The sequence below is a fragment of the Variovorax rhizosphaerae genome (assembly GCF_037889975.1).
GTDB lineage: Bacteria > Pseudomonadota > Gammaproteobacteria > Burkholderiales > Burkholderiaceae_C > Variovorax > Variovorax rhizosphaerae.
In genome coordinates, this window is the sequence record NZ_JBBKZT010000002.1 from 388,855 (window position 1) to 410,235 (window position 21,381).

Annotated in this window: 21 protein-coding genes; 16 read left to right on the forward strand and 5 right to left on the reverse strand. The window is 65.8% G+C overall.

Annotated elements, in window-relative coordinates; genetic code table 11:
- Position 1: 1 nt before the first annotated feature.
- Both WKW82_RS05690 and WKW82_RS05695 read right to left on the reverse strand, forming a co-directional pair.
- Positions 2-3,151 (reverse strand): toll/interleukin-1 receptor domain-containing protein, encoded by a 3,150-nt coding sequence (locus tag WKW82_RS05690; protein WP_340341275.1) that lies wholly within the window; start codon positions 3,149-3,151, stop codon positions 2-4.
- Between the two features lie 71 nt (positions 3,152-3,222).
- Positions 3,223-3,546 (reverse strand): hypothetical protein, encoded by a 324-nt coding sequence (locus WKW82_RS05695; protein ID WP_340341276.1) that lies wholly within the window; start codon positions 3,544-3,546, stop codon positions 3,223-3,225.
- Between the two features lie 408 nt (positions 3,547-3,954).
- Here WKW82_RS05695 and WKW82_RS05700 point away from each other — a divergent pair, with 408 nt between their 5' ends.
- From WKW82_RS05700 to WKW82_RS05720, 5 genes are read left to right on the forward strand one after another with little or no spacing between them, the layout of a single operon-like run.
- The gene (locus WKW82_RS05700; RefSeq protein WP_340341277.1) at positions 3,955-4,968 is read left to right on the forward strand and encodes an amidohydrolase family protein; all 1,014 of its coding nucleotides are present in this window, start codon (positions 3,955-3,957) and stop codon (positions 4,966-4,968) included.
- Between the two features lie 39 nt (positions 4,969-5,007).
- Positions 5,008-5,982 carry a Bug family tripartite tricarboxylate transporter substrate binding protein gene (locus WKW82_RS05705; RefSeq protein WP_340341278.1) on the forward strand — a complete coding sequence of 325 codons (975 nt, stop codon included), beginning with the start codon at positions 5,008-5,010 and terminating at the stop codon, positions 5,980-5,982.
- A 31-nt stretch (positions 5,983-6,013) separates the two neighbouring features.
- On the forward strand, positions 6,014-6,982 hold the full coding sequence (locus tag WKW82_RS05710; protein WP_340341279.1) for a Bug family tripartite tricarboxylate transporter substrate binding protein: 969 nt from the start codon (positions 6,014-6,016) through the stop codon (positions 6,980-6,982).
- 11 nt (positions 6,983-6,993) lie between these two features.
- Positions 6,994-8,193, forward strand: coding sequence for a CaiB/BaiF CoA transferase family protein (locus WKW82_RS05715; RefSeq protein ID WP_340341280.1), 1,200 nt, complete (start codon positions 6,994-6,996; stop codon positions 8,191-8,193).
- Positions 8,190-9,032, forward strand: a complete 843-nt coding sequence (locus tag WKW82_RS05720; protein ID WP_340341281.1) for a citryl-CoA lyase — start codon at positions 8,190-8,192, stop codon at positions 9,030-9,032. The genes WKW82_RS05715 and WKW82_RS05720 overlap by 4 nt, the downstream gene beginning before the upstream one ends.
- On the opposite strand, the gene WKW82_RS05725 is transcribed toward WKW82_RS05720, so the two are convergent.
- Together WKW82_RS05725 and WKW82_RS05730 are read right to left on the reverse strand one after the other, a co-directional pair.
- Entirely contained in the window at positions 9,029-9,325 is a 297-nt protein-coding gene (locus WKW82_RS05725; protein ID WP_340341282.1) for a hypothetical protein, read from the reverse strand. The genes WKW82_RS05720 and WKW82_RS05725 overlap by 4 nt on opposite strands.
- A gap of 120 nt (positions 9,326-9,445) precedes the next feature.
- Positions 9,446-10,189 (reverse strand): SDR family oxidoreductase, encoded by a 744-nt coding sequence (locus WKW82_RS05730; RefSeq protein ID WP_340341283.1) that lies wholly within the window; start codon positions 10,187-10,189, stop codon positions 9,446-9,448.
- Between the two features lie 57 nt (positions 10,190-10,246).
- Between WKW82_RS05730 and WKW82_RS05735 the strand changes: the two genes are divergently transcribed.
- Positions 10,247-11,287: a GlxA family transcriptional regulator gene (locus tag WKW82_RS05735; protein ID WP_340341284.1), complete on the forward strand. Its 1,041-nt coding sequence runs from the start codon at positions 10,247-10,249 to the stop codon at positions 11,285-11,287.
- Between the two features lie 38 nt (positions 11,288-11,325).
- Here WKW82_RS05735 and WKW82_RS05740 read toward each other — a convergent pair whose 3' ends face one another.
- Positions 11,326-12,537 (reverse strand): alpha/beta hydrolase family protein, encoded by a 1,212-nt coding sequence (locus tag WKW82_RS05740; RefSeq protein ID WP_340341285.1) that lies wholly within the window; start codon positions 12,535-12,537, stop codon positions 11,326-11,328.
- Positions 12,538-12,775: 238 nt separating this feature from the next.
- On the opposite strand from WKW82_RS05740, the gene WKW82_RS05745 reads away from it, so the two are divergent.
- From WKW82_RS05745 to WKW82_RS05790, 10 genes are all read left to right on the forward strand, one after another.
- Positions 12,776-13,624, forward strand: coding sequence for an alpha/beta fold hydrolase (locus WKW82_RS05745; RefSeq protein WP_340341286.1), 849 nt, complete (start codon positions 12,776-12,778; stop codon positions 13,622-13,624).
- A 12-nt stretch (positions 13,625-13,636) separates the two neighbouring features.
- Positions 13,637-14,074 carry a Zn-ribbon domain-containing OB-fold protein gene (locus tag WKW82_RS05750; RefSeq protein WP_340341287.1) on the forward strand — a complete coding sequence of 146 codons (438 nt, stop codon included), beginning with the start codon at positions 13,637-13,639 and terminating at the stop codon, positions 14,072-14,074.
- Positions 14,071-15,216: a thiolase family protein gene (locus tag WKW82_RS05755; RefSeq protein ID WP_340341288.1), complete on the forward strand. Its 1,146-nt coding sequence runs from the start codon at positions 14,071-14,073 to the stop codon at positions 15,214-15,216. The genes WKW82_RS05750 and WKW82_RS05755 overlap by 4 nt, the downstream gene beginning before the upstream one ends.
- Complete coding sequence (locus WKW82_RS05760) at positions 15,213-16,016, forward strand: IclR family transcriptional regulator (protein WP_340341289.1); 804 nt, start codon at positions 15,213-15,215, stop codon at positions 16,014-16,016. The genes WKW82_RS05755 and WKW82_RS05760 overlap by 4 nt, the downstream gene beginning before the upstream one ends.
- Complete coding sequence (locus tag WKW82_RS05765; protein ID WP_340341290.1) at positions 16,013-17,287, forward strand: CaiB/BaiF CoA transferase family protein; 1,275 nt, start codon at positions 16,013-16,015, stop codon at positions 17,285-17,287. The genes WKW82_RS05760 and WKW82_RS05765 overlap by 4 nt, the downstream gene beginning before the upstream one ends.
- Positions 17,288-17,322: 35 nt before the next feature.
- Entirely contained in the window at positions 17,323-18,084 is a 762-nt protein-coding gene (locus WKW82_RS05770) for an alpha/beta fold hydrolase (RefSeq protein ID WP_340341291.1), read from the forward strand.
- Positions 18,085-18,086: 2 nt separating this feature from the next.
- Complete coding sequence (locus tag WKW82_RS05775) at positions 18,087-18,860, forward strand: SDR family NAD(P)-dependent oxidoreductase (RefSeq protein ID WP_340341292.1); 774 nt, start codon at positions 18,087-18,089, stop codon at positions 18,858-18,860.
- A 61-nt stretch (positions 18,861-18,921) separates the two neighbouring features.
- Positions 18,922-19,677, forward strand: a complete 756-nt coding sequence (locus WKW82_RS05780) for an SDR family NAD(P)-dependent oxidoreductase (protein ID WP_340341293.1) — start codon at positions 18,922-18,924, stop codon at positions 19,675-19,677.
- A gap of 29 nt (positions 19,678-19,706) precedes the next feature.
- Positions 19,707-20,246, forward strand: coding sequence for a type II 3-dehydroquinate dehydratase (locus WKW82_RS05785; protein WP_340341294.1), 540 nt, complete (start codon positions 19,707-19,709; stop codon positions 20,244-20,246).
- Between the two features lie 116 nt (positions 20,247-20,362).
- Entirely contained in the window at positions 20,363-21,376 is a 1,014-nt protein-coding gene (locus WKW82_RS05790; RefSeq protein WP_340341295.1) for a TRAP transporter substrate-binding protein, read from the forward strand.
- The last annotated feature ends 5 nt before the right edge of the window (positions 21,377-21,381 follow it).

The window sequence follows — 21,381 nt, forward strand, 5'->3', positions numbered from 1 at the left end:
ACTATCCGCGACCTTCATAGCGCAACACCAGCGCGCGCATCCAACGCGACCAACCGCTGCGACGAGAACCGGCCGCTTCCGCGCATGGATCACCGGTGGAATCCTTGCCTGCAGCCCAGCGCTGGCGTTCACTGTCGGTCAATGGGCGCCGGGCGAGTCCACAGGCGGCCTCCTTCCAGGCTTGCGGCGCCGCGCGCCACTCGAATGCGGCGCTGGCAGTCTGCGACGAGAGAACGGTGTCAGAGGTAAATCGCAAGCTCTCCACGGGTTCATAGTGCGTCGGCACCAGGGGCCCCATCGGCTGGCGTGACGCCACGTCCCAGAACGCGATGTTGCCCTCCATGTCGCCCGACGCCAGCAGCGTGGCATCAGGATTGAACGCCAGCGCGGTGACTGCGCCGCGATGCCCCGTCAATTCACCGTCCAGCATCTCGCCGGTGGACAAGGCCACGAGCCGGGTGGCACCAGCGGCGCATTGATCCGTCGGCGGACCGGCATCGGGGAACTCGATGCAGGTCGCATAGGCAAGAACCTGCGCGCGCGGATCGAGCGCCAACGCGGTGACCCGGCTGAGTCCCGTCGCAACCTCGCGGACCGACGATGATCCGCCCAAGTCCACGATCTCCACCGCAGCCGCATCCAGGCACGCAGCGAACCCGTTGCGGTTGCAGCGCGCGATCGCCATCATGTTGCCGGGGGGACCCTTGTCCTGCGCGGCTTGGCTGCGGCCGAGCGCGATCCCGGTCACGACCCCCGCGACCGGGTGCTCACTTTGCTGCTTCAGCTTGCCATCGCTTGCAGCCCAGACACGCACCATGCCGCGCTCGCACACCTCCTTGTCCGCTCGCACGCAGCCTCCCACGGCAAGCCTTCGATCGTGGGCGTCCCAGTCGAATGCCAATGGCCAACCGCCCGCGAAGCCCTGCATGGCAGGGCACAACTCGCCTGGCTGCTTGAGGCCGACCGCGGCGTCGCGCAGGACGGCATCTGTCCACTCCGTCTGGCCGCAGACCAGCGGCGCATGCGGCACGGCCGTGCGGCGTATCTGCAGCGGCGAGGCCAGGGCATTGGTGCTCGTCAACGTCTCGCTGTCCACGTTCCAGACGGTGACCTTTCCGCGCGAACTGATCGAGGCGAGCGTGTGGTCGGTGCGGGATGTCGTGACGCGTTCCACGGTGCCTCCAAAGGCGCGCACCGGTGCGACTGTGGCCTCCATGTCTTCCTCATGAAGTGACCAGAAGCTAAGCCGACCGTGCAGGCACGCTTCCGTCGCGGTGTTCTGGGCACAGCCGCCTGTCACGAGCCATTGGCTGTCTTGCGTGAAGGCCACCGACAGCATGGGATCGAGCACCTTGGTGTCGGTGACGACTGCGCCGCGCACTCGGCCTGCGTCCAGGTCGAGCAAGCGCAGTTCGCCATCGCAGTGGCGTCCCGAGGCCCCGATGGCGCAAGTCAGGAGCGCCCCCATGCGTCCGTCAGGACTGAATGCAACCTGCTGGAGTGTGCCGTTGCCATACGGAATCGACCGGAGCGGGCGGGCGCGGTCCGTGAGTTGCCACAGCGCTGCCACACCGGTGCCATCGGATATTCCGATCTTGACCGCCAACGCCTTGGAGAACCGGTGATCGACGGCGTCAGCGCGGAGAGCAACTGTCTTCGCGACGGAGCCGTCCTCGAGTCGCCAATCCAAGATGGCGCGATTGCGGCCGGCGAGGCGGTTGCCGCCGATGAACGCGAGATCCCTGATCTCGCCCCCTGGCGCATCGATCTGGCGCGTCGCTCTCTGCAGGAGGAGCGGCTGGTTGAGGCCGACGGACGCTGGCGGAAGGTCCAGGACCTGGATGCGCGACCAATGGTCCTCGGCGCGGTCCGCCTCTTCCGGCCGGCCGATGGATTGTTCGAAAGCGCCGGCAGCGGCGCAGCAGCTTGAAACCGCCAGGCGTTTGCCCGCATCGTCAAAGGCCGCATCGATGGCTTCGAGTGGGCCGGCGTAAGAGGCGATTTCAACCGATCGCGCCGTGTCGATGATCGCGAGCCTGACCCCGCTGCATTCGGCGGTGTCGGCGGGATCACAAGCCGTGACGGCCAGCAAGCGGCCGTCGGCCGACAACCTGAACGGCCCATCGACCGCAAAGCGACCCGGCAGGATCGAACGCACGCCGCGCATCCTGTCGAGCCCGCCCAACAGGGCATGCACCGCCTCGACCGTGGGGCCGGTGTCCACGGCCAGCGTCCCCAGCAGAAGGCCGAGGTCCCAGGCGTCGTTGTCGAATGCGGCCGGCACCTGCGCGGCCAGGCGCCGCGACGAGCCCTCGGCCTCACGAAGCGAGGAGGTCGCCGTCTGCCAGATGGCGACCAGACCCGCGATGACGATCAGCAGTGCGGCGATGCCGATGCCTGTGCGCAATCGCCGACGGCGCTGGACTTCGGTGGTCCGGCTGGTGAGGATGTACTCGGTCTGCAAGCTGGTGGGCTTGGGATCGCGTTCCGGTCCCTTCTCCAGCCATGCCTGCGCGGCGTTCAGGTCGTTGTCCTGGAGCAGGAAGCTCGCATCGCGCTTGCCGGTGTCCCACTCGATCGCACGTAGCAGCAGGCGACTGTGGCTGCGCACCCAGTCGAGATCGGTGCGGATCGCCTCGACGAGCTTGGCGAGGGCTGCAGCGACGTCATCGCTGTCGCGAAAGTAGATCCAGTTGATGCGGCCAACGGCGGCCCAGACCGGGTCGCCCGCCATCCCCGCCAACACGTTCTCGTCCGGCTGGCGGGCGACGAGCGGGATCAACCGCTTGTTGTTCTGGACAGCGTGAGCGACCTCGTCGCGGCAGACGGCAGAGCCAAGCGAGTCGGGGCTCATGACGAAAACGAAGGCCTCCGCGGCGTCGATGGCCGCCTGCACCTCGCGCCACCACTCGGCGGACGGCGGAATTCCCTCCCAGTCCACCCACGCGTCCACGCCCTGCTCGCCAAGCGAATCAAACAGACCGCGCGCAAAGGGGGTGTCCTTGCGCGAATAGGAGATGAACACCCGCGGGCGGGCCCGGGCATTGCCGGTGTCGCTGTCGGCGAGTCGGTCAGCCTCCGACACGGGCAGGGTAGTTAGCGTTGGGCATTCGGCAAGGCTACGCCGGTCGCCTGCGAAATGCGATGCCACAAATTGTGGAGCTTTCAGACGGTCTGCTGCCCGTCGCCAGCGGCGGCTCTTGGACGCATGCCACCTTGCGGCTATCCAGACCTCTCGGCGCGTGCGCCCACGGACTCGACAACAGGTTTGGAATCATCGATGACGCCATCAAGCTTCAACGTTGCAGGCGGCGCCAGCTGTTCAACGACTCGAACACGGCGAACAACAAGCTCGTCGATCTCCAGCCGCCGGATTCGAGCGCGGCCCACAGAGAGCCGACCGATAGCCAAGGCACCCACGGCCAAGGCGCCGAGGGCCGCGGCGCCAATCACGACGGAGCCCAGCGCGGCCGTGCCAACGGCGAGCGCACCGGTTGCCGCCGCCGGCAAGGCGACACGTGCGGACTTTGACTGAATCCGTTTCATGGCAACTCCAGGAAGAAGCGTGAGCCGCATGCTGCCACAGCTGACCCTCTGGCAGTCGTCATCGCGATCCGGGTTGATCGCTTCACGCCGTGGGCCGAACGCCGCAAGCAATGCAAATGCCCTGTCGAGAACGGCGACGCCGCTGGATACGGCTGCGACGGCATGTCGCGAGTTCGTTGGGCTCGTCCATCTCCTCGGGCGATGCGCGGGTTTACCCGGTGCGCCGATTCCTTTTTCGCTCCTATAGTTCTATCTGACGAATCGTTGTTCTATCTTATAGAACTTGGCAAAGGTTGATGCCTTGGCAATCGGAGACACCCACATGCACCCAAGCACACGACTTCCCGGCGAGCAGTGCCCTTCCCTGTATTGCATTCGCTCGATCACCGCTGCGCTGAAGGTCGTGCGATGAACGCCGGCAACTACCTGCCCGTCAGGGACGACTGGCTCGCGCTCCACGAGGAAGAAGTCCTGGAGCCCGGGCTGCCCATCGTCGACGCCCACCACCACTTCTACGACCGCCCGGGATGGAGCTACCTGGCCGACGACTACATGGCCGATGCGTGCTCGGGACACAACGTCCGGGCGTCGGTCTACATGCAGGCGCTGACCCGCTATCGCGCCGATGGCCCGGAGGCACTGAAGCCGGTCGGTGAGACCGACTACGTCGTCGCCGCGACCGATGCCATCGGGAGCGAACTTCCGCAAGTTGCCCAGGGCATCGTCGGCTATGCCAACCTGCGGCTCGGCGCATCGGTGCGCGAGGTGCTGGACGCCCAGCTGCATGCCGGAAAGGGCCGGTTTCGCGGCGTCCGCCACCTGACGACGTGGGACGCTCACCCTTCCCTGGTCAACCCGCTGACGGCCGCGCCGCGCGGCTTGCTGCTGGACCGTGTCTACCGCCAGGGCGTGGCACAGCTTGCCCCGCTCGGGCTGTCGTACGACGCTTGGCTGTTCTTCCCGCAACTGCCGGAACTGCTCGACCTTGCCAAGGCATTTCCCGAGACGACGGTGATCGTCAATCACTGCGGCGGCATCGTGCGGATCGGCGCCTATGCGGACCGGCATCCCGAGTTGTTCGAGCGCTGGTCCTCATCCATGCGCGAGATCGCCCGCCTGCCCAACGTGCACGTCAAGCTCGGCGGCCTGGGCATGCGCATCAACGGCTTCGACTTCGAGAAGGGCGAGACGCCGCCGAGTTCACGGCACCTGGCGGACACATGGAGGCCCTGGATCGAAACCTGTATCGAAGCATTCGGCGCAGACCGCTGCATGTTCGAAAGCAATTTCCCCGTCGACAAGGGTTCCTACAGCTATGCCGCCTGCTGGAACGCTTTCAAGCGCCTGACGACGGATGCCAGCGCCGCAGAGCGACAGGCGCTCTTCGAAGGCACCGCCACTCGCATCTACCGCCTCAGCTGATCCCTCTCTCATCCCCCTTCAGATTCACCAGGACACCCCATGAAATTCCAACGCAAGCTCTGCCGCACCGTCGCCATCCTCGGCATCACCCTCTCAGCCGCAGCCGGCTGGGCACAGCCCGCCTACCCATCCCAGCCCATCAAGCTGGTCGTCCCCTTCCCTCCCGCCGGCGGCACCGATGTGCTGAGCCGCGTGGTGGCGAACGAAGTGACCCAGAAGGACAAGTGGACCTTCATCGTCGACAACAAGCCGGGCGCCGGCGGCAACATCGGCCTCGATGCCGTTGCCAAGGCCAAGAAGGATGGCTACACCCTCGGAACGGGCCAGACCGCCAACCTCGCGATCAACCCGGCGCTCTACTCGAAAGTCCCGTTCGATTCGCTTAAGGATTTCGCGCCGGTCGTGCTGCTCGCGTCGCAACCCCTGGTGCTCGTGGTCAAGGCAGATTCGCCCATCAAGACCCTGGCGGATCTCAAGGCCCAGGCGCAAGCCAGGCCGTTGACCATGGCATCCGCCGGCACCGGCACCGTGGGTCACGTCGGCGGCGAGATGTTTGCCAGGCGCGCTGGCATCAAGCTCATGCACGTGCCGTACAAGGGCGCCGGCCCTGCCATCACCGACTTGCTCGGCGGCCAGACCGACATCTTCTTTGCGACACCACCCAGCGTCATCTCGATGATCAAGGGCGGGAAGCTGCGGGCACTGGCGGTCACATCACCCAAGCGCATCGACGTCCTGGCCGATACGCCGACGGTCGCCGAGTCCGGCTACCCAGGCTTCGTGGCCGAGGACTGGAAGGCCGTGGTCGCCCCCACCGGCACGCCGCCCGAAGCCATCGACAAGGTCAACAAGGCCATGAACGCCGCCCTCGCACGCCCCGAGGTCATTGCGCGTCTCAAGGAAGAAGGCAGCGTGGCCCGAGGCGGTTCGGCTTCCGATCTCGGCGCATTCATGAAGAGCGAGCACACCCGCTGGGGTACCGCCGTCCGCGAATCGGGCGCCAAGCTCGACTGACATCCATCCATCGATCCAAGAAGGAGACACCATGCAGCTCATTCAAGCTCGCCGCGCAACGCTGGCCCTGGTCGGCGCCGCCTGCCTGCTCGGCACTTCCGCGTTCGCGCAGAACAAGCCCATCACCATCGTCGTCCCGTATGCGCCCGGTGGCAGCGCCGACCTGGTCACGCGCGTCGTCGCCCAGTTCGCCGCACCCGGCATCGGCTCCGCCGTCATCGTCGACAACAAGACCGGCGGCGGTGGCGTGGTCGGATGGAGCGCCGCGGCGCGCGCCGCGCCCGACGGCAACACGCTGCTGACGGTCGAGTTGTCCTACGCGATTGCCGCCGGCCTGATCCCGACCTTGCCCTTCGACCCGAAGAAGGCCTTCACGCAGATCACCACGGCGGTCAAGGTGCCCCACGTGCTGGTCGTCAACCCCGCGGTGCCCGCGAAGACCGTGCAGGAATTCATCGCGCTGGCCAAGGCACAACCCGGCAAGCTCAACTACGGCTCGGGCGGCAACGGCACCAACACCCACCTGGCCGGCGAACTCTTCAAGAGCACGACGGGCACCGACATCGTTCACGTCGCCTACAAGGGCGCGGGTGCGGTGCTCACCGACCTCATGGGCAACCAGGTGCAGGCGCTGATCACCTCGGTGCCGACCGCATTGCCGCACATCAAGAGCGGCAAGCTGAAGGCCTTGATGGTGACGGGCGCAGAGCGCAACGCGATGCTGCCGGATGTGCCGAGTGCGAAGGAGGCCGGCATCCCCAAGATGGACATCGACTACTGGATCGGCATCGGTGCACCGGCAGGCACGCCGCAGCCAGTCATCGACAAGCTCAACAAGGAGTTCAGCGCCGCGCTCGCGCAGCCGGACGCGAAGAAGAAGATCGCGGAGATGGGCCTGACCGTGGTGGCCAATACGCCGGCGCAGGCGACGCAGTTGGTCAACAGCGAGATCCAGCGCTGGAGCGCCGTGATCAAGCAGGCCGGCATCAAGGCCGATTGAAGGCGCCAGACATGTCCAAACCACTTCGCAATATCCGCGTGCTCGACCTGACGAATGTGCTGGCCGGCCCCTTCGCCTGCCATCAACTCGCGCACATGGGCGCCGACGTCATCAAGGTCGAGACGCGCAACGGCGGCGATCTTGCGCGCCAGCTCGGCGCCGATCCCGACCTGAACAAGCGCTACATGGGCGTCTCCTTTCTGGCCCAGAACCCGGGCAAGCGTTCCATCACCATCGACTTCAAGCACCCCACCGGCAAGGAGGTGTTTCGCAAGCTGGTGCAGACCGCCGACGTGCTGGTCGAGAACTTCCGACCCGGCGTGATGGAACGCCTCGGCCTCGGCTACGACGAACTGCTCAACGAGAACGCCAACCTCATCTATTGCGCGATCTCCGGCTTCGGGCAGGAGGGGCCGCTGCGCGACCTGCCGGCCTACGACCAGATCATCCAGGGCATGTCGGGCGTCATGAGCATCACGGGCGCACCGGAGAACGCGCCGTACCGCGTGGGCTATCCGATGGCGGACACCATCGGCGGCATCACCGCTGCGTTCGCCATCGCCGCGGCGCTGGCGGATCCGCAGCGCGAGGGCGGCACCTTCATCGACGTCTCGATGCTGGAAGCGGTGATGTCGACCATGGGCTGGGCGGTCTCGAACCACCTGATCGCAGGTCGCGAACCCAAGCCCATGGGCAACGAGAACGTCACGGCCAGCCCCTCCGGCACCTTCCGCACCAGCGACGGCTTGCTCAATATCGCGGCGAACAAGCAGGAGCAGTTCGAGGCGGTGTGCCGCGTGGTCTGCCGGCCGGACCTGATCGACGACGCGCGCTTCAACGACCGCCAGAGCCGCCTGCAGCATCGCTTCGAATTGAAGGGCGTGCTGGAGGATGCGATGGCCTCGAAGTCCACTGACGAGTGGTGGCGCCTGTTCAACCAGGCCGGCGTTCCGGCCGGCCCGGTGTACAGCGTGCCGCAGGCCCTGGAGCATCCGCAGGTGGCGGACCGCGGGATGGTGGGCACCTTCGCGGATGCGCCGGGCGTCGGTCGTGACATCCGCCTCGTTCGCACGGGCTTCAAGGTCAACGGGCAGGCGCCGCGCGTCGATTCGCCGCCGCCCACCTTGGGCCAGCATTCCGATGAAATCCTTTCAAGCCTCGGTTACTCCGAACAGGAGATCGAAGCCCTCAAGCTGGAGAAAGCAATATGAGCAGCAAGACCGTCGAAAGTGTCCAACAGGGCGTGCGCGACTGGTGGCACACATCGATCATCGAGATGGCGCCCGGCGAGATCCGCTACCGCGGCTATCCCATCGAGGAACTGACCGGCCGCGTGAGCTTCGCGCAAATGATCTGGCTGATGACGCGAGGCGAACTGCCGAGCGAAGGTCAGGCTCGGCTGCTCGATGCGGCATTGGTCTCCGCCGTGGACCACGGCCCGCAGGCGCCGAGCATCGCCATCGCGCGCATGGCGGCCACCTGCGGCGTCGGCCTCAACAATGCGATGGCCTCGGCCCTCAACGTGCTCGGCGACATCCATGGCGGCGCAGGTGAGCAAGCCGTCGAGATGTACCAGAACATCGCGGCGCGCATCGACGCCGGCGAGGAATTTGCCGCGGCAGTGCGTGCGGGCCTGGACGATGCGATTGCCTTGCACGGCAAGTTCGTCTCGGGTTTCGGCCACCGCTTTCATCCCATCGATCCGCGCGCACCGCGGCTGCTGGAACTGGTCGACCAAGCGGCACAGGCGGGCCACGTCGGCGGGCGATTCGCTCGCATCGCGCGCGGCGTTGAAGACGAGTTGGCGGCGCGGAAGAACGGCAAGCGCATCCCCATGAACATCGACGGGGCCACGGCCGTGATCTACGCCGAACTGGGATTCCCCGCGCCACTGGCCCGCGGCCTCTTCTGCCTGTCGCGCTCGGTCGGCATCCTGGCGCATGCGTGGGAGCAGACGCAACAAGGGGGTCGCAACAAGGGGCCGATTCCGCGCGAGTACATCTGGCGCTATGACGGGCAGCCGCAAAGGCCGGTGCCGGACGCGGCCTAGCCGGACTCGGGAACCGACCTCGAATCGTCGACGACCCCACCAGGCTTCGAGCTTGGCGGGGGCGTCAGTTGCTCGATGACCCGAATGCGGCGAACGACCAACTCGTCGATCTCCAGCCGCCGGATTCGAGCCTTGCCCACGAAGAGCCGGCCGATCGCCAAGGCACCCACGGCCAGGGCACCGAGGGCCGCGGCGCCGATCAGGACGGAGCCCATCGCGGCCGTGCCGATGGCATGCGCGCCGGTGGCGGCCGCCGGCAAGGCACGTGCGGACTTTGACGGAATCCGTTTCATTGCAACTCCTGGAGGATGCGGGAGTCGCATGCTGCCACAGCTGATCCTCCTTGCGCTTGGCTGATCCGTTGCGCCTCCACCGCGTGCACAGGAAGCGCCGCCGCTACCCGCAGCCGACGTTCAACGTGCGGCCAGCCAGGCGTCGAGCGTGGTCGCGCCGAGCCACGCACCGGCGGCGGTGGTCAGCGAAGCGTCGTCGATCCGTTGGCCGAAGTAGGACGCCCTTGCATCGGCCACCACGGAGATCGCATCGCCGGAGGCGCGCAGGTAGCGCTCGGCCATTGCGGCCATGCCGGCGCGCTCGGGCCCGCCGATCTCGACCTTGCCATTGACCGGGGCGGCCAGGGTGCTGTCGGCCATGGCGACGGCCACGTCCTGCGCCGCAATGGGCTGCACGTGCGCGGCCGGCAGCCGGACCATGGCGCCCTCGGCGCCCGACTGCACGATGGCCGGCAGGAACTCCATGAACTGGGTGGCCCGCACGATGGTGTACGGAATGCCCGAGGCTTCGATGAGTTGTTCCTGCACCAGCTTGGCGCGGAAGTAGCCGCTGCCCTGGAGTCGCTCGGTGCCCACCACCGACAGCGCCACATGGTGCTTCACGCCGGCCGCCGCCTCGGCCGCGAGCAGGTTGCGGCCGGAGGTCCGGAAGAAGGCCATGACCGCGGTGTCCTCGAACGACGGCGAGTTGGCCACGTCCACCACCACCTGCGCGCCAGTGAGCGCGGCGGCAAGGCCTTCTCCGGTCAGCGTGTTGACGCCGGTGTTGGGCGAAGCGGCGACGGCCTCGTGGCCGCGTTGCTGGAGCAGGGCGATGAGCTTGCTGCCGATGAGGCCGGTGCCTCCGATGACGACGATCTTCATTTCATGTACCTCGATGAGTTGATGCATCGATGGTAGGCGTGGAACAATGTGGCTGAAATGACGAAGACCCCTGAATTACTGCCAAAACTGCCGGCTCGCCGCGCACGCCTGAAACGCGTGCTGTTCGTCGCCTTCCCCGATGTCGGCCTGCTCGACTTGACCGGTGCGCAAACCGTGTTCTGGGCGGCCAACAAGGCCATGGAGGCGCGCGGCCTGCCGGGCTACGAGCGCTGCACCGCCAGCCTCGACGGCGGCCTGGTGCGCAGCGCCGAAGGGCTGGAGGTACAGACCGACGCGCTCACCCGCTTCAGGCCGTCGTCGGTCGACACCTTGGTCCTGCCCGGATCGCCGCACATGGCCCGGGTGCTCGACCAATCGGCGCCGCTCATCCAGTGGCTGCGACGCGCCTCGGGCAAGACACGCCGCACGATTTCGGTGTGCAGCGGGGCCTTCCTGCTGGCCGCCGCCGGCCTGCTCGACCACAAGCGCGCCACCACGCACTGGCTGATGTTCGACATGATGGGCCAGCGCTTCCCGTCCGTGGAAATCGACCGCGACGCCATCTTCGTGCAGCAGGGCGCCATCTGGACATCGGCCGGCGTCACGGCCGGCATCGACCTGGCCATGGCGCTGGTCGAGGCCGACTGCGGACACGACGTGGCGATGGAGGTGGCGCGCGAGTTGGTCGTGTACCTCAAGCGGCCCGGCGGCCAGTCGCAGTTCAGTGAGTTGCTGCAGGCCCAGGCCGAGGACTCGGCCGCGATGTTCGACGAACTCAACCTCTGGATCGCCGGCAACCTCGAGCGACCCAACCTCGGCGTCGAGCAACTGGCCGAGCAGGCCCACATGAGTCCACGCAACTTCGCCCGCGTCTACAAGCAGAAGACCGGGCGCACGCCGGCCAAGGCGGTCGAGGTGTTCCGGCTCGAGGCGGCCAGGCGCCTGCTGGAGGATTCCAGCCGCAACATCGACCAGATCGCCATGCTGTGCGGCTTCGCAGACGAGGAGCGCATGCGCGTGACCTTCCAGCGCCACCTGGGCGTGGCGCCTCGGGACTACCGGCGGCGCTTTGCGGTAAGAGCGGGCTCGATGGCTTAGAAGCGGTCAGCATGAAAGCCAGGAGGCGGCTCACGCGTTCAACCCTCCACCAGTTGCTCGTCCAGCCAGTCCAGCACGCGCTGGTTGACGAGCGAGCGGTTGTGCATCTCGCAATGACTCCCGGCACCTTCCTCGGCCGTGAAGCGCAGAAGCTGCTTGGGGCTGCTCAACGCTTCGAAGAACTCGACGGCGGTGTGGCCCAGCGAATCGCCCTCGGCGACGGTCACGAGGACGGGGCAACGGATCGCCTCCACTCTTCCGTCGAGGGTGTAGTGCTCGACTTGCTTCAGATAGTCGCCCAGGTTGTCCACACCATGGACCCAGTAGTTGCGCTGGGTCACGCTCCAGCGCAGCTTGCGATCGACCGCAATCGTCTGCTCCACTTTTTTCAGCCATTGCGCAGGCAGTTCTCCCAGGCGCGAGGCCAGTTCGCTTGGCACGCCGAGTTGAATCGCCGCCTTGCGAAAACCCGCCGCAACGCTCGACAGCCCAGGATCGCAGATGCACGCCGCCAGGCGCGGCTCGCCTGACGCGGCGCGCGCCGACAGGTAGCCGCCGAGGCTCCAGCCGCTCAACGCGATGCGCCGCGCATCGACGATGTCGAAGCCGAGCGCATGGTCGACGACGGCACGCACGACGGTCTCCCAGTCCGGGCGCAGCCGCAGGCCCTGTTCGTAGAGGGCACCGCCCTGCCCCGGCCCGTCGAACACCAGGCAGTGATAGCCGCGCCGCGTGGCCGCCACGGCACTTGCAAAGTACATGTCGGTGAGCGTGCCGTCGTAGCCGTTGGTGAGGATCATGAGTGGCCGTCGCTCGCTGGCGCGCCCCTCGGCCGGCAGCAGGTAGCCAGGGAGGGTCGTGCCCTCGAACGGGATGCGCAGCGGCACGGCAGGCGTTGGCCCCAGAGCCAGCGCGCGGGCCAGCAGTTGCGATTGGCGCCGGAAGGACTCCATCAGCCTGGGGTCCACCGGCTCGCCGTAGAGCGGGTGGTAGGAGGCCGCGTGGAAGCAGCTCGCGCGCAGCATGAGCCCGCGTGCACTGTCTTCATGCCCCTTTGCCAGCGCCTGCTCCGCTTGCGCTGCAAGGCGCTCGGCCGCTGCGGTCCACGCCGCGTGAAACGCGTCGTCGTTTCCATTGCCGACAGCGCGGGCGACGGCCGCGATCTCCCCGTAGTCGGCCCCGCCGTACGGGATGTAGCCCAACGGCCAGGTGCCGTATTCGTCGTGAAGGTGATCGGCAAAGAGGTGCATGGCGAGGACTCGAAAGTGCGATGCCGGGATGCTAGGTCGTCCGGTTCAGGAATCGTGTTCCAGGCGTCTCGTTTTGGGTCCCGGCATCTCAGGCGCTGCCCTCGGCGCCTTCTCTCCCTGCCGAAACATCTATGAACAAATGGACTCGGGTTTTCCCCGAGATCAGCGCCAATTCTGGGGCCCTAGACTCCTTTCATTCCATTAAATCAAATGTCATTCCGTTTAACGGAATATTGAAATGACTCCAAACCCGCTCGATTCAGTCAGCTCCGCCTCCTACCAAGGTAGTGACGGCGCGGCCCTGCACTTCCTAGAGCGGCCAGCCAGGAACATCGCTGCCGAGACCGTCGTGTTCTTGCCGTCGCTCTTTTTCGGCTCGACCATGTTTGCGGATGTGCTGAACGCAATGCCGGCCGAATGGCGTCTTGTTTGCCCGGACCATCGCGGCCAGGGACGCAGCGAATCCGGAACGCTGCGCCCGACCATGGGTCAATTGGCTTCGGATACGGCCGCGCTGATTGACGCACTCGGCAGTGAGCCGGTGCATGTCGTCGGAAGCTCGATGGGAGGCTACGTCGCACTTGAGCTCATCAGCCAGAGGCCAGAGCTCCTGCGCTCATGCGTGCTCTCCTGCTGCACGGCGGAGGCGGAACAGCAGCCAGAGCGCTTCGAGGCGCTCGAAGCGTCGCTGCGTCAGCAAGGCGCCGCAGCCATGGTCGAGGCCCTCGTCGCCACCATGTTCGGAACTCGCTTCATCGAAGACGGCGGGGAAGCACTTGCGCATTGGCGTGCTCACCTTGCCGCCATCGACCCACGCATTCCGGACGCGGTTCACGAAGTCTTCGCCAGGCGCAGCTACGTCGACATGCTGCGGGAAATCCGCACGCCGATGTTGCTGGTCAGCGGCGCACTCGATCGCGCCAAGAACCCGGCCGACATGCAGTTCATCGCTGACCGGGTGAAGGGCAGCCGTCACGTCGTGATGGACGACTCCGGTCACACCCCGCCCATCGAAGAACCGGAACGCTTCGCTCGCGAAGTAACCCGCTTCATCGCCTCGACAACTCTCCGCGAATCCACTCATTAACGAAGTCCCAACATGACATCAGAACCCATCGTCACATCAGGCGCCGCCTTCGGGCCGAACGCGCTCCCCTACGCCGACCTGGCCGCGCCGGACCAACTGCCTTTCGAAGTTCGCGATAGTACGGTGCTCTTGCGCGGCAGCGTCTCGCGCTCTTCGGGAAGCCGCGCCTTCCCGTCGCGCGACGTGTGCCCGGTCACCGGCGCACGCGACATGGAGAGCATGACCTTCGGTCCCAACGGAACGCTCTACAGCTATTCCACCGTGCACGTTTCCTCCTCGCGCCCGACGCCGTACACGATCGGCTACGTCGATTTCGACAACGGCGTCCGCGTCCTGGCGGTGGTCGAGGCACCCGCGGGTGCATTGGGTTGCGACGTTCCCGTCGAACTGCGCACCGACGGCGACCGCTGGTTCGTCTCCGTGGTCGACACGCAAGGAGCATCGGCATGAGCGAAGCATTCATCGTCGGAGCGGCCATGATCCCGATGGCCAAGCATCGTGAATCCAGCTACTCGGGGCTCGCACTTCCGGCCGTGCTGAACGCGCTCGCATCGGCTGGGCTGAAGCCCTCGGATGTCCAGTCGGTGATCTGCGGCCATGCCTTCGGCGGCATGCTGACCGGCCAGCGCATCGTCAAGGAAATGGGCATCAGCACGGTACCTGTGACCAATGTCGACAACGCCTGTTCCGGCGGCGCCACCGCGTTGCACCAGGCATGGAAAGACATCCAGGCAGGTCGTCACGAGATCGTGCTGGTCATCGGCGTCGACAAGCTCACCCAGTTCGGAGGCGGAACGCTCCCGCTCGTGCTCGAAGATCCCGAGGTGCAGCAGGGTATGGTGATGCCGGCGCTGTACGCGATGCGCGCCCGGCGCTACCTGCATGAACGCGGCGCGAAGCCATCGGATCTTGCCGAGGTGAGCGTGAAGGCGCGTCGTCATGGCGCCCGGAATCCTTACGCGCAGTTCCGCAAGGAAGTGACCGTCGACGAAGTCCTCGCATCGCGCTACATCTGCGAACCGCTGACCCTGCTGCAATGCTGCCCGACCGGCGATGGCGCCGCTGCGGTGCTGGTGGTCTCCGATGCGGTACGCAAGCGCCTGGGTCTGCCCGCCGTTCGCGTGGCGGCATCGATCCTGCACTCGGGCTCGATGACGACCGGCTTCCGCGACATGCTGCGCCCCGAGATCACGTACCACTCCGCAGCCGATGCCTATGAAGCCGCTGGCATCGGTGCCGCCGATGTCGATGTGGTGGAACTGCATGACGCGTTCACCATCGCGGAGCTCGTCTACTACGAAGCGCTGGGACTCTGCAAGCCGGGCGAGTCGGCTGACTACCTCAAGGCCGGCAAAACCACCTATGGCGGCGACGTGGTCGTCAATCCAAGTGGCGGGCTGTTGTCCAAGGGACATCCGGTGGGCTGCAGTGGTGTGGCGCAAGCCGTGGAGATGTACTGGCAACTCACCGATCAGGCCGGCGCGCGTCAGGTCGACAAGGCGCGCATCGGCCTGTCCCATGTGACCGGCGGCGGTATCGCAGGGCTGGACCATGGCGCCTGCACTGTCCACCTGTTCGAAAGCACCGTATGACCAAGGAACCGCCCATCGTTGTGCCGTCCGCCGAAGGCGGCGCGGGAACAGGTACCGTCAGCCGGGCATTGGCATTGCTGACCCTCCTCGCCGATGCGGGTGGCACCGTGTCGGTCAAGCATGTCGGGGACGTGATGCAGGTGCCCCCATCGACGGCCCACCGCATGCTCCAGTTGCTGCGCAAGGAAGGCTTTGTGGATGCGGTTGCCGGAGGGCAATACGGCATCGGGCCGCAGTTCTACCGCGTCGCTGCCCGTGTCATGGCCGGCAAGTCGCCGGTCGCCATGGCGCAGCCAGTCATCGAAGCGATCGCAGAGGCCTTCAACGAAACGGTGCTGTTCGGTCTCTATCTGCCAACTGAAGGTGCGATGAGCTTCGCCGCGCGAGCAGACGGGCAGCAAAAGCTCAAGTACCAGATCGACATGCACACCCCACTGTCCGTGGTCTGGGGTGCCTCCGGGAAATCCGTTCTTGCCTTCCTCCCGCCAGAAGAAGCCAGCAGGATCCTGGCGGCCGAGGGGCCCTCGCCGGTGACCGGTGCCATGCCGCCCGATGCCGCACGCCTCGCAGTTGAACTCGAGCAAGTTCGAGTCCGCGGCTGGGCGATGAGCGAAAGCGAAAAACTGCCGGACGCACGAGGCATCGCTGCCCCTGTGTTCGGCCCGACCGGGGTCATCGGCTGCATCTGCCTGACCTCTCCCAAGGCGCGCATGCCGCACTCCAGTACAGACGCCATAGGCGTCGAAGTCTCGAAGCGCGCCAAAGCGCTTTCACACGACCTCGGAGCTGATTTCAAGTGAACGCACCACGTCCCCAGCCGCTGGCCGGCTATCGCATCATCGACCTGACGACCTTCCTTTCAGGGCCGTTCTGCACACAGATCCTCGCTGACCTGGGCGCCGAAGTCGTCAAGATCGAAGCGCCGGAAGGCGATTCAAGCCGCGCCATTCCGCCGCATTTCGTCTCCGACGACAGCGCCTACTACCTCGGCATCAACCGCAACAAGCAGAGCATTGCGGTGGACATGAAGCAAGCCGAAGGCCTGGCCTTGGTCAAGCGCCTCATCGGCGAGGCGGACGTGGTGGTCGAGAACTACAGGCCCGGCGTCGCCGCGCGCATCGGGCTCGACATCGCAGCGCTGCGTGAACAAGATCCGTCGCTGATCTGGGCTTCGGTCAGCGGCTTCGGTCAGACCGGTCCATGGCGGGACAGGCCCGCCTACGACATGATCGTCCAGGCGCTCTCCGGTGTGATGAGCATGACCGGTGAGCCGGGCCGACCGGCCGTGCGCCTGGGCATCCCGGCCGGCGACATGGTGGCGGGCATGTACGCCGCGATTGCCATCAACGCCGCACTTGCGGACCGTGAACGCGACGAAGCTGGCGAAGGCCGCGTCATCGACGTTTCGATGCTCGACTGTCAGCTGGCCATGCTGTCCTACCAGAGCACCTACGCGTTGGTCGCCGGCACCACGCCGAGCCCGCAAGGCGCACGCCATGATTCGATTCCCACGTACCGTTCGTTCGTTGGCGGGGACGGGCGCGAACTGGTCGTCACGGCGAACACTGAGCGGATGTGGAAAGGCCTGTGCGAGGCACTGAACGTCGGCCATCTCATCGATGACGAACGCTTCGCGACAAGCGGCCAACGCCTGAAGAATCGCGACGATCTGTGGGTGCTTCTGGAACAGGCTTTCCTGACGCGTTCCGCTGCTGACTGGATCGAGCCGCTGCAGGCCAACGGCGTGCCGGTTGCGCTCATCAAGAACGTCCCTGAGGCCCTGCAGGATGCGCGCGAGTCGGGTCGCGGCATGGTCTTGCCGCTCCATGGAAAACACGGCGAACGCATTGAAGTGGTCGGCAATCCCATTCGCTTTGTCGGCGAGGCGGAGCGCGAAGCGACCTACCCACCACGCCTTGGCGAAGACGCACGGGCGGTTCTGGATGACTGGCTGAGCGTGAGCGAGGACGAGGTCGGTTCGTTAGTGGAACGCGGCGTGCTGGTGCAGCGCATGGCGTGCGCCAGTCTCCAATCGGGTGCCTCGGCCACCGCCAAGGCAGTGGCGCCGTGAGCACGAACAACCTTCCCGTCGGACAGGGCGGCCAGGTGCTGGCGCTTCATTCGATCGGGCTGGATGCCCATTCCTTCGACGCGTTGCGTGAGGCCGTTGGACCGGATTGGCGCATCACCTCCTTCGATCAGCGGGGACACGGCGCGCAAGTGAATCGGCCGGCAACGTCGCTCGAACAGTATGTCGACGATGCCGCCCTGGCATTGGCCGAATGCAGTGATGGCCCCGTTCATCTGTTGGGCCATTCGATGGGTGGGGCGGTTGCCGCGCTTCTTGCTGCGCGCACGGCGTGCGGGAGCCCGGGCCGCATCGCCACGCTCACGCTCATTTCCTCGCCCTCGCGCGGCATGCTTGGGTTCACGGAGCGCGCGGCCGCCGTGCGTGCTGACGGCGTTCGAGCGGCTGTCGCGCCGACGATGTTTCGCTGGTTTGGCGAAGAAGGTGCCGCGCTCGACAACGCACCCCAAAGCTATGCGCGATCGACCCTGAATGCGATGCAGTCGGAGGGCTTCGCCGGTGCCTGGGAGGCGCTCGCGCAATTCCCGGGCTACGACGACATCGCCGACTTGCTGCCGCCGACCCTCTGCATCACGGCGGCAGACGATCTTTCGACCCCGCCGCATGCCATGCAGCCCATCGTGGAGGCATTCAAAAAGGCGGGGCGAGCCGACAACGTGGCGTTCACGACGCTTGCCTCCGGCGGCCACATGGCTCCGCTGTTCGCCGCGCCCGAGCTGGTCGGCGCACTGCGCGTGCATTGGCTCGCCCACACCGTTCAACCTTCATCGAAGCACTGACCATGGCCAACACTACCCAGCCGCAAGGCACAGATTCAACCCGCGGACGCGTCGCCGTCGTGACCGGAGGTGCAGCCGGGATCGGGCAAGCCGTCGTCGCCGTCTTGCAGAGCCACGGCTACATCGTCGGAGCCGTCGACCTCACCGCGAAGGGTGTGCCGGAGGGCGCGACGGCCCTGGTCGCCGATGTGCGCGATCAGGCCGCACTCGATCAAGCCATCGGCGGCTTCGGAGAGGCCCATGGCCGCATCGATGTGCTGGTCAACAACGCCGGTGTCAGCTTTGTGGGCACCATCGAGGACGGCAGTGACGCCGATTGGCATCGCATCTACGACATCAACGTGGTCGGCATGATGCGCGCGACGCGCGCCGCGCTGCCATGGCTGCGCCGTTCGTCGGATGCCGCGATCGTCAACATGTCCTCCTGCACCGCCGTCAACGGGCTGCCGCAGCGCGCGCTCTACTCCGCGACCAAGGGTGCGGTCCAGTCGATGACCATGGCCGTCGCGGCGGACCTTGTCACCGAAGGCATCCGCGTCAATTGCGTGAGCCCGGGCACTGTCGACACGCCCTTCATGGCAGAGCTCGCCGCACGCGATCCGGATCCCGCCGCCAAGCGCGCCTCGTTCGAATCCCGCCAACCCACCGGCCGCATGATTTCTGCGCAAGAAGTCGGAGAAGCGGTCGCCTACCTGGCGCGCTCGGGCGCGCACTCCACGGTCGGCAGCGTCATCAACCTCGACGGTGGCATGACGGCCTTGCGCATGCCCCGCTGAGGCGCTCTCACTCACGTATCTCGCTCACCTCTCACATTCACTATCACTACGGAAGCACATCATGGAATTCACCAACAAGGTCGTTGTCATCACGGGGTCCGGCCAAGGCATCGGTCGCGCTTATGCCATCGAGTTCGCCAAGGCTGGCGCCGCGGTCGTCGTGGCCGATCTCAACGAAGAGCAGGCCAACAAGGTCGCGGCGGAAGTCAACGCGGCGGGTGGCAAGGCCGTCGCCATCAAGGTCGACGTGGCCGACAAGGCGAGCGCCCAGGCCATGATCGACAAGGCCATCGAAAGCTTCGGCCGCGTCGATGTGCTCATCAACAACGCCGCCATCTTTTCCACCCTCAAGATGAAGCCATTCGAGGAAATCGATGGCGACGAATGGGATCGCGTGATGGCTGTGAATGCGCGCGGCGTGTTCTTCAGCGCACAGGCAGCCGCAAAGCCGATGCGCGCCCAGAAAAGCGGAAAGATCATCAACATCTCGTCGAGCGTCGTCGTCACGGGCCGTGCCAACTACGCGCACTACGTCGCTTCCAAGGGCGCCGTCGTGGCCTTGACCCGGGCGCTCGCGACCGAGCTCGGCGAAGTGGGCATCAACGTCAACGCGATCAGCCCGCACGGCATCGTGACCGAGGTCCCGCGCGACACCATCAAGCCCGAGCAGTGGGATGCCATCCTTTCCGCGCAGGCGCTCAAGCGCAAGGGCGACGTGAGCGACATGATCGGCGCCACCATGTTCCTGGCTTCCGACGCCGCCAAGTACATCACCGGCCAGACGCTCAACGTCGACGCCGGCCTGCGCTTCAACTGAAGCCGGCGCGCCAAAAAAGGAAGACAAACATGCAATCCGCAAGCACGGCAACGATCGAGCGCGAGACGGCTCGCAGGCATCGCATCGCGGTGATCGATGGTCCGAACATGTCCAACCTCGGGGCACGCAGCAAGAAGGTCTACGGCAAGATCGGATCACTCGATGAACTCAAGGCCTACGTGGCCGGCTTCGGCACGCGACTCGGCGTCGATGTCGAAGCCTTCTCCTCCAACCACCAGGGCGACATCCTGGAGTTCATCCACGAATCCGCCGAACGCGTGGACGGCTACATCATCAACCCGGCAGGCCTGACGACCGTGGGCGAAGGCGTGCGCCATGCACTCGAGGACACGGGTCGGCCGGTGATCGAGGTTCACTTCGCGAACATCAGCGCGGGCGCCGGAGGCGCGCGCGGCCTCGGCGGCGGCAGCATCCGTTCGAGCTTCACGCACACGGCGACAGGCATGTGCATGGGCATGCGCCAGTACAGCTACATCGGGGCCCTCACGGCGCTGGTGCTGGCCCTGGATGACGAAGGCTTCCTCGGAAAGTCCGAAAACGAAGGCTGATTGCCTTTCGCGTCTCGCTCCGAACAGAGCGCGCGAATTCCTCTTGCAAGTTATTTGTCCGCTGTGCCGGTATCACTTTCAACGACCGGCCTGGCACCACTCTGGAGTATCAAATCATGAGACATCAACTCAATCGTCGCCAAATCCTCTCCGGTTCCGCAGCGCTTGCAGGCACGGTGCTGCTGCCGCGATTTGCGCATGCCGCGGAGTTCGAATTCAAGATCGCCAGCGACACGCCCGCGAGTCACCCGTGCAACGTGCGGACACTGGAAGCCGTCGCCCGCATCAAGGAGGAGACCAGCGGTCGCGTCGACATCAAGCTCTTCCCCAACAACCAGTTGGGTGGCGGCCCCGACATGCTGAATCAGCTGCGCTCCGGCGCACTCGACTTCTTCATGTACTCGACCCAACTTGTCGCACCGCTGGTGCCTGGCGCAGCATTGCCAGGCGTCGGGTTCGCCTTCAAGGACACCGCCACCGCGCTCGCCGCAATGGACGGGGATGTCGGTGCCCACCTGCGCAAGCAGATCGAGAAAGCCGGCCTCATCACCATGCCGAAGGTCTGGACCAGCGGCTTCCGCCAGGTCACCAGCAGCACGGGCCCGATCCGCACACCGGCCGACTTCGACAACTTCAAGATCCGTGTCCCGGCGAGCCCGATGTGGGTGTCGCTTTTCAAGAGCTTCGGGGCGAGTCCGACCGCCATCAATTTCGCCGAGCTCTACACATCGCTGCAGACAAAGGTGGTCAACGGCCAGGAGAACCCGCTGGTGATCCTCGACACCAACCGCCTGTACGAGGTGCAACAGTACTGCACGCTCACGAACCACATGTGGGACGGCTACTGGGTGTTGGGAAACCGTAAATCATTCGCGCGTCTGGCGCCCGACCTCCAGGCCATCGTGAGCAAGAACTTCGACCGCTCGGCATTGGACCAGCGCACCGACATGGCCAACCAGGACGCGTCGCTGCGCCAGAGCCTGACGACGAAGGGGCTGAAGTTCAACGAGATCGACGTCGCCCCCTTCCGCGCGAAGCTCAAGCAGGCCGGCTACTACGCTGAATGGAAGGAAAAGTTCGGCGCTGAAGCCTGGACTTTGCTTGAAAAGTACGCCGGGCAATTGAGCTGAGCAAC

Bases quoted from the DNA above. Each gene is read 5' to 3' on its own strand.
- WKW82_RS05710 (WP_340341279.1), top strand. From the start codon at position 6,014: ATGCAGCTCATTCAAGCTCGCCGCGCAACGCTGGCCCTGGTCGGCGCC.
- WKW82_RS05695 (WP_340341276.1), bottom strand. From the start codon at position 3,546: ATGAAACGGATTCAGTCAAAGTCCGCACGTGTCGCCTTGCCGGCGGCG.
- WKW82_RS05745 (WP_340341286.1), top strand. From the start codon at position 12,776: ATGACTCCAAACCCGCTCGATTCAGTCAGCTCCGCCTCCTACCAAGGT.
- WKW82_RS05725 (WP_340341282.1), bottom strand. From the start codon at position 9,325: ATGAAACGGATTCCGTCAAAGTCCGCACGTGCCTTGCCGGCGGCCGCC.
- WKW82_RS05720 (WP_340341281.1), top strand. From the start codon at position 8,190: ATGAGCAGCAAGACCGTCGAAAGTGTCCAACAGGGCGTGCGCGACTGG.
- WKW82_RS05705 (WP_340341278.1), top strand. From the start codon at position 5,008: ATGAAATTCCAACGCAAGCTCTGCCGCACCGTCGCCATCCTCGGCATC.
- WKW82_RS05775 (WP_340341292.1), top strand. From the start codon at position 18,087: ATGGCCAACACTACCCAGCCGCAAGGCACAGATTCAACCCGCGGACGC.
- WKW82_RS05715 (WP_340341280.1), top strand. From the start codon at position 6,994: ATGTCCAAACCACTTCGCAATATCCGCGTGCTCGACCTGACGAATGTG.
- WKW82_RS05750 (WP_340341287.1), top strand. From the start codon at position 13,637: ATGACATCAGAACCCATCGTCACATCAGGCGCCGCCTTCGGGCCGAAC.
- WKW82_RS05780 (WP_340341293.1), top strand. From the start codon at position 18,922: ATGGAATTCACCAACAAGGTCGTTGTCATCACGGGGTCCGGCCAAGGC.
- WKW82_RS05755 (WP_340341288.1), top strand. From the start codon at position 14,071: ATGAGCGAAGCATTCATCGTCGGAGCGGCCATGATCCCGATGGCCAAG.
- WKW82_RS05740 (WP_340341285.1), bottom strand. From the start codon at position 12,537: ATGCACCTCTTTGCCGATCACCTTCACGACGAATACGGCACCTGGCCG.
- WKW82_RS05790 (WP_340341295.1), top strand. From the start codon at position 20,363: ATGAGACATCAACTCAATCGTCGCCAAATCCTCTCCGGTTCCGCAGCG.
- WKW82_RS05760 (WP_340341289.1), top strand. From the start codon at position 15,213: ATGACCAAGGAACCGCCCATCGTTGTGCCGTCCGCCGAAGGCGGCGCG.
- WKW82_RS05735 (WP_340341284.1), top strand. From the start codon at position 10,247: ATGACGAAGACCCCTGAATTACTGCCAAAACTGCCGGCTCGCCGCGCA.
- WKW82_RS05730 (WP_340341283.1), bottom strand. From the start codon at position 10,189: ATGAAGATCGTCGTCATCGGAGGCACCGGCCTCATCGGCAGCAAGCTC.
- WKW82_RS05785 (WP_340341294.1), top strand. From the start codon at position 19,707: ATGCAATCCGCAAGCACGGCAACGATCGAGCGCGAGACGGCTCGCAGG.
- WKW82_RS05700 (WP_340341277.1), top strand. From the start codon at position 3,955: ATGAACGCCGGCAACTACCTGCCCGTCAGGGACGACTGGCTCGCGCTC.